The following is a 15,008-nucleotide window of genomic DNA, read 5'->3' on the forward strand; positions in this document are numbered from 1 at the left end:
GTGGTGCGCTCACGTCGTCACGCAAGAGATTCCCCCCAAGATCAGCCCGTCCCCTCCGGTGCGCGCCCGGCCTGCCCAGATGCGCACCGCCCGACCACTTGTCCGCGATCGCGCACGGCGGCGCGGGCAGTGGGTCGGGCAGTGCGCACTGTGCTGGTTGACACCGTCAGCCGCGTGGCACCTCGGTGGCAACCGTGGCGAGCAGGTCGCGGACGTTGATCCACGTCTTGGGGTCGGCGGGATCGTGACCGAGGAACTCGTTGGCCACGAACTCCTCGCCGTTCCAAGTGAAGCTCGTGAAGTGGAATGCACAGATGGCACCCCACTCGGGCACCTTGTTGGCGCAGTCCAGCGGGGTTCCCGCAACGCGGTGCTGGTTGTCCAGCGCGCCCATGAACGCCTTGAGCGCTTGGTGATCGCTGGGGTCGCCGCCGGCTGCCATGAAGTCGCCGACAACCTGATACGCCATCACTGCGGTGTTGAATCCCAGCCGCATGAAGGTGGACAACGGCGACTCCGGATCGCCCGCGACCAGGACGGCTTCGCGGTGGTTGACCTCCCACTGCCAGAACGGGTGGAACTGCGCCAGCAGCGACGCGTTGTCGGGAGCGGGAGGCCCTTCGAAGCCGAAGTGCTTGCCGGTCGCCGAAGCGGCGCCGGTGACGGCATCGTCCACACAGCTGCCTGACGGCCACACTTGGTGGGGGTTGCCGGCGGCGTCGAGGGAGTCGTTGTACTCGGCGCAGTCGGCCGCGGCGATGCCGAAATGCACCGCGCCGTTGCTGCCCTCCAGGAAGTTCAGCACTTCCTGCACGATGGCGTCGTTGTCGGAGGGGTCCCCCGGCGCCTCTGGGAAGCCGCGGTACTCGACGCCTTGGGTCTGCTCGTAGTACTTGTAGAAGCGCTCCTGGGTGTCCGCCCAGCATTCTTGGCCCGGTGCGTTGTCGGAGTAGATGACGGCGATGCGATCGTGGCCGGCTTCGACCATGGCTTGGGCTGCCCCGGGGAACGCCGACACGCATGCGCCGCTCATGGCCAGCGATCCGTCGGCGACGAAGTCCGCCACAAAGATCGGCAGCGTGTCCATGACCGGGTACTGACCTGCCCACACGGGCCAGAAAATCGGACTGAAGAAGTCGATGCCCTTGACGATGATGTCGGGATCAGCCGCAACCGACTCGGTGGCGCAGGCTTGCGCCTCCGCTGGGTCGATCGCGTGCGGGCAGGCTTCCAGCGCCAGCGGCCGGCCGGGCACCCCGTTCTCGAGGTCGGCCCCGACGCCGCCGAGCGTGGAGTTGATGTACGCGATGCCGATCTGGAGTCCCTCGCGCACCTCCGGGAACGACCCGCCCGGCGAGCCTTCCAGATTCACCATGAACATCGTGATCGGTTCGCCGGTCGCTGCGAGCGGGCTGGCTTCCCCGTGGCGGACCGCACGCTCCCATTCCTCGGCGCCGTTGCCGAACACAGTGTTGTCAGCGAGCATGTCCGGCATGTCGCCGTCGGACATGGCCGGGTCGCCATCGCCGTCCGACATGCCGTTGCCGTCGTCGTCGGGCTCTTGGGAACCCACGGCCACGTCGCTGCCGCCGTCTGAGTCGCTGTCGCCCATGGCGCCGCCGTCGCCGTCGCTGCCGTCGTCGCCGCTGGTGCCTTCGGAGGCATCTGGAGTCGTGGCAGAGCTGTCGGAGTCCCCGTCGTCACTGCCGCAAGCCGCAGCGATGAGCGTGAAGGCGAACAGCAGCGCAAGCAGCTTCGCCGTCGTTGACGTTCTCATGTGTGTCTCCTCCCGGATTTCGTGACGCGACACTAGACGATGAGCCGCGGTTGAGTGTCCCGGCGAAGCAGCGGCCCGCGCCGCTCGCCGGTCGCCGTTCAGCGATCCTGGCTATCAGCGATCTTGGCTAGCGGACGGCCACAGCGGTTCGTCGACGGTCCAGTCCACCGGCTCGCCCCATCGCTCGCTGAACACCGACAGGTGCGCCGGCTTGCGCTGCGCCACGCCCCAGCGGCCGAGCGGGGTGCCGAGCGGGACCATGCCGTGCATCTCCCAGCGTTCCTGCGTGGGCACGCCAAGCAGTTGCTCGACCCGTTCCTGGCGCAGCTTGAGCAGCGTCGTCACCGCAGTGCCCAGGCCTTCGGCACGCGCAGCCAGGCACAGGTTCCACAGGCACGGGAACGTCGTGGTCTCGCCGCCAGGCGTGCCGAACACGAAGACCAGCACGGGCGCGTGGTGCAGGTTGTCCGCGAACCACTGCGCAGAGCTGTCGATGCGGACCGCCTGCGCCACGGCGGGGTCGCTTCGGTCGCCGGAGGCCACCTGCTGCTGGACGTGTGCGTAGCGCGTCGCGTTCAGCTCGTCGAGGCATTCTCGGTAGATGCGCTGGATCTCTGCTTTCGTGCTGGGCTCGGCGACGGTCATGAAACGGAACCGCTGCTCGTTGCCGCCGCTGGGGCCTCGCACGGCCGCGTCGAACAGCTTCGGCAGCAGCGCAGTGTCAAAGGGCTCCGGCGACAGTCGGCGCATGGCCCGGGTCGTGTAGATGGCTTCGTAAACGTCCATGTGCGGCAAGGTAGCGGGGGGAGCAGTATAGGTTGTCGCAGCAGTCGAACGGAGTCACGTCATGGCCGAGCAGTCGTCGGAGGTCCACCCCGAGGAGAACTACGAGGACGTCACCGCGTACGACCTCGACGCCGAGGTGGAAGAGCAGCTGCTCCTGGCGCACAACGAATGCACGTTCATCTGGGCCAACCGCGAGGGCTGGCCGGTCGGAGTCATCATGTCCTACGTCTGGCGGGACGGACGCTTCTGGCTGACGGCGTCGAGCCAGCGAGCACGCATCAGCGCGGTGCGACGAGACCCGAGGGTGTGCATCGTGGTCACCAGCACCGGCTCGCCCATGCCGCGCAACAAGGCGATCACCTGGAAGGGCACCTGCACGGTGCGCGACGATGACGAGACCAAGGCGTGGTTCTACCCAGCGCTGGCCGCGGCGCTTCGACCGGACGACGAAGCGGGCCAGGCCGCGTTCGTGTCGTTCCTGGACTCGCCTCGCCGGGTGATCCTCGAAGTGGCGCCGACGCAGCGCATCGGCTACGACGGGTCCAAGATGTCCAAGGCCACAGCCCGCTGGCTGTCGGCTCGCAGCAGCTGAGGAGCGGCCAGCATGAAGGTCGGCATCACGCTTCCTGCTCAGTATCCGTTTGCCAGCACCGAGCAGATGCTGCCGCTCTACGAGCAGATGGGTGCCGACTCCTACTGGGCGCCCGACCACCTCTTGGGCGTGTTCCATCCGGGTCTGTGGAGCGAGATACCGCTGTCGGCGCTGGCGTCGGATCCCGATGCATTCTACGACCCGTTCGTCTACGGCGTCAAGATCGGCGCCATGACCGACAAGCCCTACGGCATCTCGGTCACGGACTCGACGCGCCGGCGGGCGATCGACCTCGCGCGCACAGCCCTGTCGCTGAACGACCTGATCCCCGGCGGCTTCATCTTGGGCATCGGCTCGGGAGAGGCAGAGAGCCTGACACCGTTCGGCTACCCCTTCGAGCGGCCGGTGGCCCTGCTGGAGGAATGCCTGATCGAGCTGCGCAGCCTGCTCGACCATGGGGTGATGCCCGATGGCCCGGGCCGGATCGGGCTGCCGCTGGAGGCGCCTGGTCGGGGCAAGCCGGCGGTGTGGGTTGCCGGGCACGGTCCGCGCATGCTCGGGCTGACCGGCCGCTACGCCGACGGCTGGATACCGGCGTGGTGGATGTCGCCTGCGGAGTACGGCCAGAAGCTGCAGGTCATCCGCGAACACGCCGAAGCGGCCGGGCGACCGACCCCGGAGGCGGCCATGCTGCCGTTCTGCCTGTTCGCGCACAGCGCCGAGCGCGCAGCAGAGATGTTCGAGGCCGAGCCGCTGGGCAAGCTCTTCGGACTCTTCGCAATGGGGTCGATGTGGGAGGCCAACGGACTGGTCCATCCGCTGGGCAACGACTCCAAAGGCTTCATCGACGTCATCATCCACGACCTCGATGCGGACGACCTGCGCGACCTCGCGCCCACCATTCCCTTCGAGATGGTGCAGCAGGTGCTCTTCGTGGGCAATGCAACCGAGATCGGATCGCAGCTCGAGGGCTACGCCCAAGCCGGCCTCGAACACGCGGTGCTCGCCAACCTCACCGGCGTGGTCGGCGGGATGGAGGAGATCATGGCTCGCGGGGCCGAGTTCCCGGAGCTGATGTCGGTGCTGCGAGAACTCTGATCCGCGCTGTGCCGGCTAGCCGGGCCGGCTGACTGTACTGGCCAACTGGGCCGGCAACTTGAGCAAGCCGGACGAACCGGCACCGGCTAGCGCTGAAACGCCACTTCCGCGCCGACGAACAGGTTGGCGAAGTCCTCGGAGGTCTCGGCGGCCACGAGGCGGTCCACCCAGCCGTGGAACCGTTGGCCGCCGGCTTCGTTGCGGCCGAACAAGAACTCCGTCTTGGCGCCGGTCTTCACCGCGCGCTGGATGCGGTTGCCGGTGTAGTAGTCCTCGTCACGCACCACGCGCAGCAAGAACGCCTGCTGGGCTTCGATCAGTTCCGTGAGCTGCTCAGAAGGCTCGAAGGCTGCCAAGAAGTGCTGGATCGTGCGCGAGGTGTCCGGAGAGTCGCCCGGGAAGAGCGTGGAGACCATGTACATCCGGCCGCCGCCGGGAACGCCTTCGGCACCCACCTTGAACCCGGCGACGGAGGTGTGGGGGAAGATCGTCCACACCCCGGCGGTCAGCACGTCGGCGGGCCAGTCGTCGGCGTCGAGACCGTCGAGCACCAAGATCCGGTGGTCGGGCGAGGTCACCCGTTGGTGGGGCCCCCATGCGTCGTAGATGGCCTTGTTGGAGTAGTCGGGCCCGAACGTGTCGCGGTGCAGGATCGGCAGGTGGTAGAAGTCCAGATAGCCGTCGTAGGCCACCTTCCAGTTGGGGCCGTCCACCGTCTGGCTGCCGACGTAGACGCAGCTCGCGAACTCGTGATGCTCCAGCATGGCGTCGTAGCCGCAGAGGTAGGTGTCGATGTCGAAGGGCGCGTCGGGCGTCAAGGCGCCGAAGACGATGCCGGCGCGCTCGGCCACCGGCAGCGGCGTGAGGCCGTGGCAGTCCACCTCCAGGCTGCCGAACTCGTCGCGGTCCAGGATCCCGACCAGCCGGCCCTCGTTGTCGTAGCTCCACGCGTGGTAGGGGCAGGTGAATCTGCGGGCGGTGCCCGTGCCCTCCGGTACGACGATGGAGCCGCGGTGGCTGCACATGTTCACGAACGAGCGCATCTGCCCGTCGGCGCCGCGTGACAGCAGGACCGGGACGCCTGCAACCTCCATCGCCTTGAAGCTGCGGGGCTCGGCGAGTTCGCAGGCGAAACCCAGCACTAAGGGGGTGCGCTTGAAGACGCGGTCCATCTCCAGCTGCCACCGATCCGGGTCGTAGTAGTTCGCCGCCGGCACCCGTCCGATGTCGGCGGCCAGCGGCACGGTGCCTGCGCGGGCGTGCTGCAGGGTGCGACGGGTGAGTTCGACCAACGTTGCGCTGCTCATCTGATGCTCCTAGCGATCCATGTTCGTGGCGCGCTCAGCGATCCTGCGCAGATTCGGCCGCTTCGCTCACCCGATGATTGGCGACCTGCGGGCCGGCGATCCAGTTGCACATCTGCGGATCGCACTCACGCAGAGAACCGCTGATCCACTGGCCTTCGCTGCTGAAGACCCCTTGGAGCTCGCCGTCGGTCACCACGACGTCGCCGGCTTCGCCCTCATGCTGACGTTCGTACAGCGCACCGCTGAAGGGGTGGTAGAGGCCGGCGGGCATCTCAGCGGCCCCCTCGTGCTGCGGCGGCTGCACCGGCAGTGCCTGCCGCGATGTGTACTGCCTGCTCGCGGCCGCGTTCGACCCACTCGCCCAGCCGGTGGTGCAGCCATCGCACTTTGCTCTCCTGGTAGTTGCCCAGCGTGATGCCGGGCTTGCGGGTGGTCTCGAGCCCGATCTGCAGCTTGGCCATGTTGAACAGGTCCTGATTGAAAACCTTGCCGAGCATGCCCAGCTCGGGCGCATCGGTGAACGTCTCGAACTCTTCCAGCCAATGGACGTCACACGGCGGCGGCTTGTCGCCTTGGTAGGGCGCCAAGAAGATGCACTCCATGATCGAGGAGCGATGGTCGTCGCCGTTGGGCCTGAAGCGGTACACGATGCGGTTGAAGGCTCCCCACGGGTGGAAGTTGGGGAACACCGTGTAGTCGATGCTGTCCATCATCTCTGCGTCCGACATGGCATCGACCCAGTCCGCGCCGGCGATGGGCCGCCAGCGGGCGCGGCTGGCCTCCGCCGCCACCGAGCGCATCGTGGCGGTCTCGTCGAGCGGAATCGGCAGCTCTTGGTCGTGGCGCACGTCGAGCATGGACCGCATCATCTGCTCGGCTGTCGGCTCGGTGTCCAGCAGCGGGCTCGGCGTCCCGCCCGGCGTGATCACCCGGGCGAAGTTGTCCCAGATGTCCACTTGAGAGTTGGTGTCGCCGAGGTAGGGCATGATCTGCGGGTGCGTGGCGTTCACGTGGTACGCCTCGCAGAACGCCTCTTGCGCGATCTTCCAGTTCGCGTGGATCACCTTGGCCACGTGAGCCTGCTTGTAGCGCCGCTCCAAGTCCCAGACCTCGAACTGCTCGACGATGTCGCCGAGGAATTCCTCCAGCGACTCGGTGTTGTCGGGGTCTGGGTTGATGAAAACGAACCCCGCCCAGACGCCGACGTGGGCTTCGGGCAGTGTGAAGCTGTCGCGGTCCACATGGGGAAAGTCCCACTCGCCGGGGATGTCCTGCAGGTCGCCGTTCAGCGTCCACGCAAATCCGTGGAAGGCGCACCGGATCTCGCTGCAGCGGCCGTTGAAGTCCTTGAGCCGTCGCCCTCGGTGCAGGCAGGCGTTGACGTACGCCCTGATGCCGTCCTCTGTGCGCATGACGATGTAGGAGTCGCGCACGATCTCGTAGATGTAGTAGTCCCCTACTTCGGGGATCTCGTCGGTGCGGCAGGCGTACTGCCAGACTTTCTGCCAGACGTGCTCCACTTCGGCCTCGTGCCAGGCTCGGCTGGTGTAGCGGCTGGCATCGATGTCCTCGCTGCCGAGATAGCGAGGATGATCGAGGCGCAGGACGTCGGGCACGTCGTGCGTGTCGGCGTCGAGCAGCTGCTGGTAGCTGAGGCCAGGCGATCTCGCCTCGCCCCAGGCGCTTGGCCGGCTGGGTGCGACGGACATGTCAGTGTGGCTCCTCGGTTGGCTGGCGTGGTCGGTGTCAGGCGGGTCTCAGGTGGTCTGTGTCAGGCGGGTCTCAGGTGGTCGGTGCAGCCCAGTCTTGCCGCAATCGCGCTGTGATGTTGCCCATCGTGAGCCGACGGTCTGCAGCGCGTTCAGGTTGCGGGCGGCGCCGGCCGGTACGCCGTGGTGCGCTGTGTGCGTCCGCCGCTCACCGCCAGCAGCTGGCCGGTGACCCACGCGGCCGCGTCCGATGCGAGGTACACCACTGCTGCCGCGACGTCCTCAGGCTCGCCCATGCGGCCGAGCGGGATGCTCGCGGTCAGCTCGTCCAGTCGATCCGACACCCCGAGCACCTGGTGGAATGCCTCTGTGGCGATCGGTCCGGGCGCGACTGCGTTCACGCGGATGCGCGGTGCCAGCTCGAGCGCCAGCGTCTGGGTGAGGTTGTTCATCGCTGCCTTGGCGGCGGCGTAGGGGCCGGTCATCGGCGAGCCCCGAGTGCCCGCGCCCGACGAGATGTTGACTATCGCGCCGCCGGCTCTCCCCATCGCGGCGGCTGCCGCTTTGCAGCCCTGAAAGGCGGTGGTCAGATTCAGCTCCAGCTGCGAGCGGAACACGTCGTCGGGGGTGTCCGCCAGCGCGCGCACCGTCTTCTCGTCGGAGCCGCCCACGTTGTTGACCCACACGTCGATCTTGTCGAATGCCGCGACGGAGCGATCGGCCAGCGTCGCGGAGAAGTCGCGAATGTCGCCTTGCACGATGTGCGCCCGCCGACCGTGCGCCCCGATCGCGGCGGCGGTGGCCTCGAGGTCACCGATCCGGCGCGCATTGACGACCACGTCGCAGCCGTGCTCCGCCAGCGCGACGGCAATCGAGCGTCCGATGCCTTGGCCCGCGCCGGTGACGACCGCGACACGGCCGTCCATGCGGAATCGCCGCGCAATGCCCGCTGCCTGCGCCCCCGCGTCGGTGCCGCCGCGTGCCGCTGCGGGTTCGCCGCTCATGCTGCGCTCATGGCGAGCTCACGCGGTGAAGAAGTCCGCCCTGGGTGTGCGGGTGTCGTCGTAGACCGGCTCGGACAGATCGCAACGGTACTTCTTGTTGTTGGCCGCGACGATGCCGCAGTCGCCCAACGCGGCTCGCATGTTGAAGTAGTTCTGGTGCTCGAAGTGGTCGGCCAGCGACGCCTCGTCGGCCCACAGCTCATAGACCAGCATGCGGGTGTCGATGCACGGGTCGGCCGAGAAGCAGTAGGCCCAACAGCCGGCCTCCTCGCGGCGTGTCGCGTGCTGCAGCGGCCCGCTGAGCGCGACGGCGCGGTCGCGATTGGCGGCGGTGTCGAAGTCGATCTCTCCGGCGATGATGATCATTCGTGCTCCTGGCTGGTCGTTCCCGATGGCGCCCGCTTCACCCGCGCCGTCCAGCCTCGCCGATGACCGAGCCGTCGCCGCGGTGAAAGCGATTGGGCACCGCACCGGCTGCGGTGAACCCCGCGTCGACCACCAAGCAGTGCCCGCTGAGGTAGCGAGCCTCGTCGCTCGCGAGGTACAGCGCAGCGTTGGCGATGTCGATCGGCATGCCGCCGAAGCCCAGCGGCGAGCCTCCGGAGATGTGCTGCTGCGCGGTGTCGGTGTCGGTGTGATCTCCGCTGATGACCGAAGCGGTCATGGCGGTGACGATGCTGCCAGGGGCGATGGCGTTGGCTCGCACACCGTGCTGTGCAAGCTCGTTGGCGACGGACTTGGTGAGCCCGATGACGCCGTGCTTGGCTGCGGTGTAGGCGTGGGGGCCGAGACCCCCCACGACGCCGGCGACCGACGAGGTGGAGATGATGGCGCCCGAGCCTTGGTCGATCATCACCCGAGCCGCATGCTTGCACCCCAAGAACACGCCCCGCAGCAAGATGGACAGCGACTCATCCCACGCCTCGGCCGAGGTCTGAGTGATCGAGCCGACCGCACCCACGATGCCGGCGTTGTTGAACATGCAGTCCAACCGCCCGAATTCCCTGACTGCGGCCCCCACCGCCGCTTCGACGTCGGCTTCTTGGGTGACATCGGTGCGTTGAAATCTCGTTGCGTCTCCCAGCGAGGAGACCAGCTCGCGTGCGGCTGCCTCTTGGATGTCTGCCACCACGACGCGGGCGCCTTCTTCCACGAAGCGCCGCACCGTGCCTTCGCCGAGGCCGCTGGCGCCGCCGGTGATCACCGCCACCTTGCCGTCGAGTCGTCCCATGCGGGAAGTCCTTTCTGTGCTGGCGTGAGCGTGGGGTTGCGTGAGCATGGGCTGGCGTGAGCGTCGCTCGCGCGAGCACTGCCTGCGCGAGTATGGCCGCAGCAGGGAGGTGCGTGCGATGATCGACTACCAGCGGCTCTTCCACACCGGCATGCGAGTGGCCGACGTGGACGCTGCGATGGCGCAGATGGGCGACACGCTGGGCGTGAGCTGGGCTTCGGTGCAGCGCAACCCGGCGCAGCAGGTGTGGACTCCCCAGCGAGGGCTGCACGCCGTCGAACTGGTCTTCACCTACTCGTGCGACGGGCCGCAGCATCTCGAATTGCTGCAGGGCGAGTCGGGCACGATCTGGGACGGCGCTGAGGATCCGGGTGTCCATCACGTGGGCGTGTGGGTCGACGACGTGCGAACCGAAACCGAGCGTTGTCTGCGGGCCGGCTGGCAGGTCGCGGCGGCAGCGGCGCCGCCAGATGACGGCTACGGGGCATTCACCTACGTGGTGCCCCCGAGCGGTCCGGTGATCGAGCTGGTCTGGTCGGCGATCGAGTCTCGCTTCGCGTCGTGGTGGTCAGGCGGACGGCTCGGCAGCGAACGCGACTGATCGAGCCCCGGGCCCATCCACTCGAAGTAGCGTCGGTAGAAGTGCCGGATCTTGGTCTCCTGGTACGAGGCGAAGATCACCTCCTGCTGCTCTTGGGCTCGTAGACCCGCTTGCACCAACGGCAGGTTCAGCGAGTCCTGCTGGAAGATCTTGGCGAGCGGGCCGAGCTGGGGCGCCAGCGTCCAGTCGTCGTCGAGCCCGAGGTGGTGGACCTTTGCCGGCGGAGGCCGGTCGGCGTCGTCGGGTGGCGCCAGCGGGAAGAGCATGACCTCGAAGATGCACTCTTGGGGGTTGTCGCCGTTCGGCCTGAACCTGTACATGATCGGATTGAAGCAACCCCACGGCGACCAGTTCGGGAACACCGAATAGAAGATGGCGTCGATCATCTCCGCGTCGCTGATGGCGTCTACGTCGAGCGTGTCGCCCATCTCGGCGCGCACCTGCTCCCGCTTCTGGTCCGCAATCCATCCACGCAGATTGGTCACCCCCGGGGGTGCATCCGGCAGCATCAGCGGCACCTCCTCCATGCCCGGCAGCAGGGGGCCGCCTACCCACTTGCACAGATGCGGGTCTGCTTGGGTCTGCGGGCCGTCGAGATGGTTGCCATCGTCGTCGAAGGTGCTGAGGTTGCCGTCGAGATCCGTGACCGCCACCTGGGCATCGCCGATGCGCTCGTAGACGTGCCCGCTCATCGGATGTCGCCACCGCGCGAACTGCCTGCCGTCTTCGAGTCGCTCGTAGGTCGGCATGCCGCTGAGGTGCGGGCTCGCAACCCCGTGGGCCGACATCGCCCGGCTGTAGTTGCCGAACGCGTCGTATCGGCTGTTGGCGTCGCCGAGCGTCTCCATGAGCGTCGGGTGCGTCGCCACCACGTGGTAGCTCTCCATGAACGCCTCTTGGCAGGTCTTCCAGTTCATCGGCATGAGCTTGCTGACGTGGACGGCCTTGTATCGGCGCTCGAAGGGCACGAACTCGAAGTGCTCGGCGAGGTCGCCCAAGAACTCGGCCAGCGGCGGAGCGTCGCGGTCCGGGTTGACGAACACGAAGCCGTGCCAGGTGTCGACCTGGGCTTCGGGCAATCCGTAGTCGGCCGGGTTCACGTCGGGGAAGTCCCACTGGCACGGAATCTCACGCAGCGTGCCGCTCAGGTTCCAGCACCAGCCGTGGAATGCGCAGCGCAGGCTGGCCGCGCCCCGCCCGCCGGTCTCCCGCAGCTTGCGGCCGCGGTGCAGGCAGGCATTGCGGTACGCCTTGATCTCGTCGGGCGCTACGCGCACGATCAGGAACGACAGGTGCGCGATGTCGTAGACGTGGTAGTCGCCGACCTCAGGAATCTCCTCCTCACCGCAGGCGAGCTGCCACACGCGGCTCCACAGCCGCTCGACTTCGAGGTCGTGTACGTCTTGCGCGTAGTACAGCCGAGCAGGCACCCGCGTGTTGCCCGGTTGCCGCTCGCCCTCTCGTCGCAACGCATCGGACACAGGATGAGTGTCCTCGTCGAAGAGCTGCTCATAGCTGATGCCTGCGGAGCGGTCGCTGCCCGTGAGCGTCTCGGTCATGTCACGGTCTCGGTCATGGACGCAGAGTAGCGAACGGCTGGTGAGCCAAACGGTGCCTGAATCGGCAGGCTGCTCGGGTGCCGCATCGGGACATGATCGTGATCGGGGCCGGACCTGCGGGTGCAGCGGCTGCCCTGCGGGCTGCCCGCGCCGGCATCGCAGTGACGGTGTTCGAGAAGGCGCCGCCGGGCCGCGACAAAGTGTGCGGCGACGGCTTGACCCCGCGTGCGATCGCCGCGCTCGACGAGCTGGGCGTCTCGCTCGGCGACGCTCACCGCATCGCAGGGCTGCGGATGGTCGCCGGGAAGCGCACACGCCAACTGGACTGGCCGGCGAACGGGCAATTCGGACCCTACGGGGCGGTGTGGCCGCGACGCCGGCTCGACAGCGCGCTGTGCGACGGGGCAGCTGCTGCGGGGGCAGAGCTGCGCTATTGCACCGAGGCGTTGCCGATCCTCGAAGGCGGCGCAGCGGTCGGGGTCACCGCAGCAGGCGAGCGCTGGACGGCCGATCTCATCGTCCTCGCAGCCGGTGCCCAAGGCCGAGCAGCACGCATGCTCGGCGCGCTGCGCGACCCCGACGAGCCGTTCGGCCTGGCCATCCGCGCCTACGCCGAAACGCCCCGCCACAGCGAGGAGTACCTGGAGGCCTGTCTCACCTTGAGCGATGCCGAGGGCACGGCTGTTCCCGGTTACGGCTGGCTGTTCCCCGCCGGCGACGGCACCGTCAACATCGGCGTGGGCGCGCTCAGCACCATGAAGGGCTTCGCCAAGCTCAACTTGAACCGGCTCTGCGACAGCTATCGGGATCTGGTGGCGGATCCTTGGCAACTCGGCCCCTACTTGGAGCGCCCTCGCGCTTGGCGTCTGCCGATGAGCGTCACGAAGCGGCACGGTCCGGGCTGGGTGGCCATCGGCGATGCTGCAGGGCTGATCAATCCGATGAACGGCGAGGGCATCGACTACGGCCTCGAGTCCGGCATCTTGACTGCGGACCTGTTCGCGGCAGACCCGTCCACGGCTGCGGCCGCCTACGACCGCATCGTGGGCGAGCGATTCGATGCCTTCCTGCGCACCGGCCGCAGGTTCTCCTACCTCATCGGCCACCCGCGCATCCTGCGAGCCGGCCTGCGCGTGGCAGTCGGCACCGATGCCATTGCGCGCCTCACGCTGCAGGTGATGGGCAATCTCATCGACAACCGCACACCCGGCGCCGCGGGCCGCGTGCTCGCCGTTGCCGACCGTGTGCTGGCCGCTGCGTCGCCCGCGTTGAGACGCCTGCACGAGCGGCGCACAGCCCGTCTGGGCCGTGCCCGCTACGGTGACCGCCCGTGACCGCAGTGCAGCTGGACGGGAGCGCGCTGGCCGAGCGGATCAAGGACGAACTGCGCGACCGGATCGTCCGAGACGGGCTGACACCCGGGCTGGGCACGATCCTGGTAGGCGACGACCCTGCGTCGCACAGCTATGTGGGGGCCAAGATCCGCGACTGCGCCGAGGTGGGCATTGCCTCGGTCCACCAGGCGCTGCCGGCGGGCACCACCCAAGCCGAACTCGAAACGGTCATCGAGCGCTTCAACCACGATCCGGCCGTTCACGCCTACATCGTGCAGCTGCCGCTGCCGCGCCGGCTCGACGAGGCAGCGGCGCTGGTGGCTGTCGCTCCCGCGAAGGACGCGGACGGGCTGCACCCGGTGAACCTCGGCAGGCTCGTGATGGGCGCCGACGGCCCGCTGCCATGCACGCCCCGCGGCATCCAGGCGATGCTGGAGCACTACGGGGTGCCGACCGAGGGACGTCACGTGGTGGTGGTGGGCCGAGGACTCACCATCGGCAGGCCGATGGCGCTGCTGATGGCGCTGAAGCGGCCGGGCGCCAATGCAGCGGTCACCGTCGTGCATACCGGCGTCGGCGATCTTGCCACCTACACCCGCCAGGCCGACATCCTCATCGCGGCAGCCGGCATGCCGGGCCTCATCACCGCGGACATGGTCAAGCCGGGCGCAGCAGTCGTCGGTGCAGGCATCACGCGTGACGGCCGCAGAATTCTGTCCGACGTGGACCCATCGGTGGGCGACGTGGCCGGCTGGGTGACACCCCGACTCGGCGGGGTCGGCCCAATGACGCGCGCCATGCTGCTGGCCAACACCGTCGACGCCGCCGCCGGCGTCGACTGAGACGGTTGCACGGCTGCCTGCACGCACACGACACCGAACCCACGAGCAGCCCGAAGCCTTGACCGACAAGTCTTGAGCCAAAGAGTCCTTGACCCAACGAGAAAACTGAACCTTGAGTCCGAGAGACGCCAAAGCAACAGGGAGGACGCTGTGAACGATTCAACCCACGAGCCGCCAGTCCGTGTGGCGGTCACCGGCGCCGCAGGCCAGATCGGCTACAGCCTGCTGTTCCGCATCGCCTCGGGCGACATGCTCGGCCCGGACCAGCCGGTCGAGCTGCGCTTGCTGGAGATTCCGCCGGCGCTGAGCGCACTGGACGGCGTGATGATGGAGCTCGACGACTGTGCCTTCCCGCTGTTGGCTTCGCGCTTGGGAACCTCAGACCCCGACGAAGCCTTCGAAGGCGCCGACTATGCGCTGCTCGTGGGCTCGATGCCGCGCAAGGCGGGCATGGAGCGCAGCGACCTGCTCGAGATCAACGGCGGCATCTTCACCGCTCAAGGCCAGGCGATCAGCCGCGGTGCCAAGCCCTCGGTGCGGGTGCTGGTGGTCGGCAACCCGGCCAACACCAACTGCTTGATCGCCATGCGCAACGCGCCCAACATCGCTGACGGGCAATTCACGGCCATGACGCGCCTCGACCACAATCGGGCCATTGCGCAGCTGGCTCGCAAAGCCGGCGTGTCGGTGAACGACATCACCCGCATGACGATCTGGGGGAACCACTCCGCGACGCAGTATCCGGACATCTTCCGTGCCGAGGTGGGCGGCCACCACGCGGCCGCGTTGGTGGACGACCAAGCGTGGCTGGAAGACGACTTCATCCCGACGGTGCAGCGGCGCGGCGCCGCCATCATCGAGGCACGAGGCGCCTCCTCGGCCGCGTCGGCTGCCTCGGCGGCGGTGGATCACCTGCGGGACTGGGCTTGCGACACGCCGGGGGGCGACTGGGTCTCGATGGGCATACCGTCCACGGGCGACTACGGCGCGCCCGACGGCATCGTCACCTCGTACCCGGTCACGGTCTCCCACGGCCAGTACCACGTCGTGACCGGCTTGGAACTCGACCAGTTCAGCCGCTCCCGCATCGAGGCCTCGTGGGCGGAGCTGGTCGAGGAGCGCGACACGGTTGCCGCCATGGGACTGCTGGGCTGAGCGCGCCGGCGCG

General features: G+C 67.9%; 15 protein-coding genes. 6 read left to right on the plus strand and 9 right to left on the minus strand.

Annotated elements, in window-relative coordinates; all coding sequences use genetic code 11:
* Positions 1–166: 166 nt before the first annotated feature.
* Together ACOGI4_RS04485 and ACOGI4_RS04490 are read right to left on the minus strand one after the other, a co-directional pair.
* A complete protein-coding gene (locus tag ACOGI4_RS04485) occupies positions 167–1,777 on the minus strand; it encodes a hypothetical protein (RefSeq protein ID WP_419842733.1) in 1,611 nt (536 codons plus the stop codon).
* A gap of 114 nt (positions 1,778–1,891) precedes the next feature.
* Positions 1,892–2,563: a nitroreductase family protein gene (locus ACOGI4_RS04490; protein WP_419842734.1), complete on the minus strand. Its 672-nt coding sequence runs from the start codon at positions 2,561–2,563 to the stop codon at positions 1,892–1,894.
* A gap of 61 nt (positions 2,564–2,624) precedes the next feature.
* Between ACOGI4_RS04490 and ACOGI4_RS04495 the strand changes: the two genes are divergently transcribed.
* Positions 2,625–3,155: a pyridoxamine 5'-phosphate oxidase family protein gene (locus ACOGI4_RS04495; protein WP_419842735.1), complete on the plus strand. Its 531-nt coding sequence runs from the start codon at positions 2,625–2,627 to the stop codon at positions 3,153–3,155.
* Positions 3,156–3,167: 12 nt separating this feature from the next.
* Entirely contained in the window at positions 3,168–4,253 is a 1,086-nt protein-coding gene (locus ACOGI4_RS04500; RefSeq protein WP_419842736.1) for an LLM class flavin-dependent oxidoreductase, read from the plus strand.
* Between the two features lie 86 nt (positions 4,254–4,339).
* Here the strand turns inward: ACOGI4_RS04500 and ACOGI4_RS04505 are convergent, their stop codons facing one another.
* The 6 genes from ACOGI4_RS04505 to ACOGI4_RS04530 all read right to left on the minus strand — a co-directional run bounded on the left by ACOGI4_RS04505 (position 4,340) and on the right by ACOGI4_RS04530 (position 9,504).
* Positions 4,340–5,560, minus strand: a complete 1,221-nt coding sequence (locus tag ACOGI4_RS04505) for an aromatic ring-hydroxylating oxygenase subunit alpha (protein WP_419842737.1) — start codon at positions 5,558–5,560, stop codon at positions 4,340–4,342.
* 34 nt (positions 5,561–5,594) lie between these two features.
* The gene (locus ACOGI4_RS04510; protein ID WP_419842738.1) at positions 5,595–5,831 is read right to left on the minus strand and encodes a hypothetical protein; all 237 of its coding nucleotides are present in this window, start codon (positions 5,829–5,831) and stop codon (positions 5,595–5,597) included.
* Between the two features lies 1 nt (position 5,832).
* The gene (locus tag ACOGI4_RS04515) at positions 5,833–7,269 is read right to left on the minus strand and encodes an aromatic ring-hydroxylating oxygenase subunit alpha (RefSeq protein ID WP_419842739.1); all 1,437 of its coding nucleotides are present in this window, start codon (positions 7,267–7,269) and stop codon (positions 5,833–5,835) included.
* A gap of 152 nt (positions 7,270–7,421) precedes the next feature.
* Positions 7,422–8,273 (minus strand): SDR family NAD(P)-dependent oxidoreductase, encoded by an 852-nt coding sequence (locus ACOGI4_RS04520; RefSeq protein ID WP_419842740.1) that lies wholly within the window; start codon positions 8,271–8,273, stop codon positions 7,422–7,424.
* Positions 8,274–8,291: 18 nt separating this feature from the next.
* Entirely contained in the window at positions 8,292–8,639 is a 348-nt protein-coding gene (locus tag ACOGI4_RS04525; RefSeq protein ID WP_419842741.1) for a putative quinol monooxygenase, read from the minus strand.
* Between the two features lie 37 nt (positions 8,640–8,676).
* Positions 8,677–9,504: a glucose 1-dehydrogenase gene (locus ACOGI4_RS04530; RefSeq protein ID WP_419842742.1), complete on the minus strand. Its 828-nt coding sequence runs from the start codon at positions 9,502–9,504 to the stop codon at positions 8,677–8,679.
* A gap of 46 nt (positions 9,505–9,550) precedes the next feature.
* Between ACOGI4_RS04530 and ACOGI4_RS04535 the strand changes: the two genes are divergently transcribed.
* Positions 9,551–10,105: a VOC family protein gene (locus tag ACOGI4_RS04535; protein ID WP_419843087.1), complete on the plus strand. Its 555-nt coding sequence runs from the start codon at positions 9,551–9,553 to the stop codon at positions 10,103–10,105.
* On the opposite strand, the gene ACOGI4_RS04540 is transcribed toward ACOGI4_RS04535, so the two are convergent.
* A complete protein-coding gene (locus ACOGI4_RS04540) occupies positions 9,997–11,664 on the minus strand; it encodes an aromatic ring-hydroxylating oxygenase subunit alpha (protein ID WP_419842743.1) in 1,668 nt (555 codons plus the stop codon). The two genes, ACOGI4_RS04535 and ACOGI4_RS04540, sit on opposite strands and share 109 nt — an antisense overlap.
* A gap of 77 nt (positions 11,665–11,741) precedes the next feature.
* Here ACOGI4_RS04540 and ACOGI4_RS04545 point away from each other — a divergent pair, with 77 nt between their 5' ends.
* From ACOGI4_RS04545 to ACOGI4_RS04555, 3 genes are all read left to right on the plus strand, one after another.
* Positions 11,742–12,998, plus strand: coding sequence for a geranylgeranyl reductase family protein (locus tag ACOGI4_RS04545; protein WP_419842744.1), 1,257 nt, complete (start codon positions 11,742–11,744; stop codon positions 12,996–12,998).
* A complete protein-coding gene (locus tag ACOGI4_RS04550; RefSeq protein WP_419842745.1) occupies positions 12,995–13,840 on the plus strand; it encodes a bifunctional 5,10-methylenetetrahydrofolate dehydrogenase/5,10-methenyltetrahydrofolate cyclohydrolase in 846 nt (281 codons plus the stop codon). Before ACOGI4_RS04545 ends, ACOGI4_RS04550 begins: the two co-directional genes overlap by 4 nt.
* Before the next feature lie 150 nt (positions 13,841–13,990).
* Positions 13,991–14,995, plus strand: coding sequence for a malate dehydrogenase (locus ACOGI4_RS04555; RefSeq protein WP_419842746.1), 1,005 nt, complete (start codon positions 13,991–13,993; stop codon positions 14,993–14,995).
* Positions 14,996–15,008: the final 13 nt, after the last annotated feature.

This window comes from Candidatus Poriferisodalis sp., from assembly GCF_965205175.1.
Lineage (GTDB): Bacteria > Actinomycetota > Acidimicrobiia > Acidimicrobiales > Poriferisodalaceae > Poriferisodalis.

Coding starts and splice junctions, on each gene's coding strand:
- ACOGI4_RS04525 (WP_419842741.1), bottom strand. CDS start 8,639: ATGATCATCATCGCCGGAGAGATCGACTTCGACACCGCCGCCAATCGC.
- ACOGI4_RS04535 (WP_419843087.1), top strand. CDS start 9,551: ATGGGCTGGCGTGAGCGTCGCTCGCGCGAGCACTGCCTGCGCGAGTAT.
- ACOGI4_RS04485 (WP_419842733.1), bottom strand. CDS start 1,777: ATGAGAACGTCAACGACGGCGAAGCTGCTTGCGCTGCTGTTCGCCTTC.
- ACOGI4_RS04520 (WP_419842740.1), bottom strand. CDS start 8,273: ATGAGCGGCGAACCCGCAGCGGCACGCGGCGGCACCGACGCGGGGGCG.
- ACOGI4_RS04515 (WP_419842739.1), bottom strand. CDS start 7,269: ATGTCCGTCGCACCCAGCCGGCCAAGCGCCTGGGGCGAGGCGAGATCG.
- ACOGI4_RS04500 (WP_419842736.1), top strand. CDS start 3,168: ATGAAGGTCGGCATCACGCTTCCTGCTCAGTATCCGTTTGCCAGCACC.
- ACOGI4_RS04490 (WP_419842734.1), bottom strand. CDS start 2,563: ATGGACGTTTACGAAGCCATCTACACGACCCGGGCCATGCGCCGACTG.
- ACOGI4_RS04510 (WP_419842738.1), bottom strand. CDS start 5,831: ATGCCCGCCGGCCTCTACCACCCCTTCAGCGGTGCGCTGTACGAACGT.
- ACOGI4_RS04505 (WP_419842737.1), bottom strand. CDS start 5,560: ATGAGCAGCGCAACGTTGGTCGAACTCACCCGTCGCACCCTGCAGCAC.
- ACOGI4_RS04540 (WP_419842743.1), bottom strand. CDS start 11,664: ATGACCGAGACGCTCACGGGCAGCGACCGCTCCGCAGGCATCAGCTAT.
- ACOGI4_RS04530 (WP_419842742.1), bottom strand. CDS start 9,504: ATGGGACGACTCGACGGCAAGGTGGCGGTGATCACCGGCGGCGCCAGC.
- ACOGI4_RS04495 (WP_419842735.1), top strand. CDS start 2,625: ATGGCCGAGCAGTCGTCGGAGGTCCACCCCGAGGAGAACTACGAGGAC.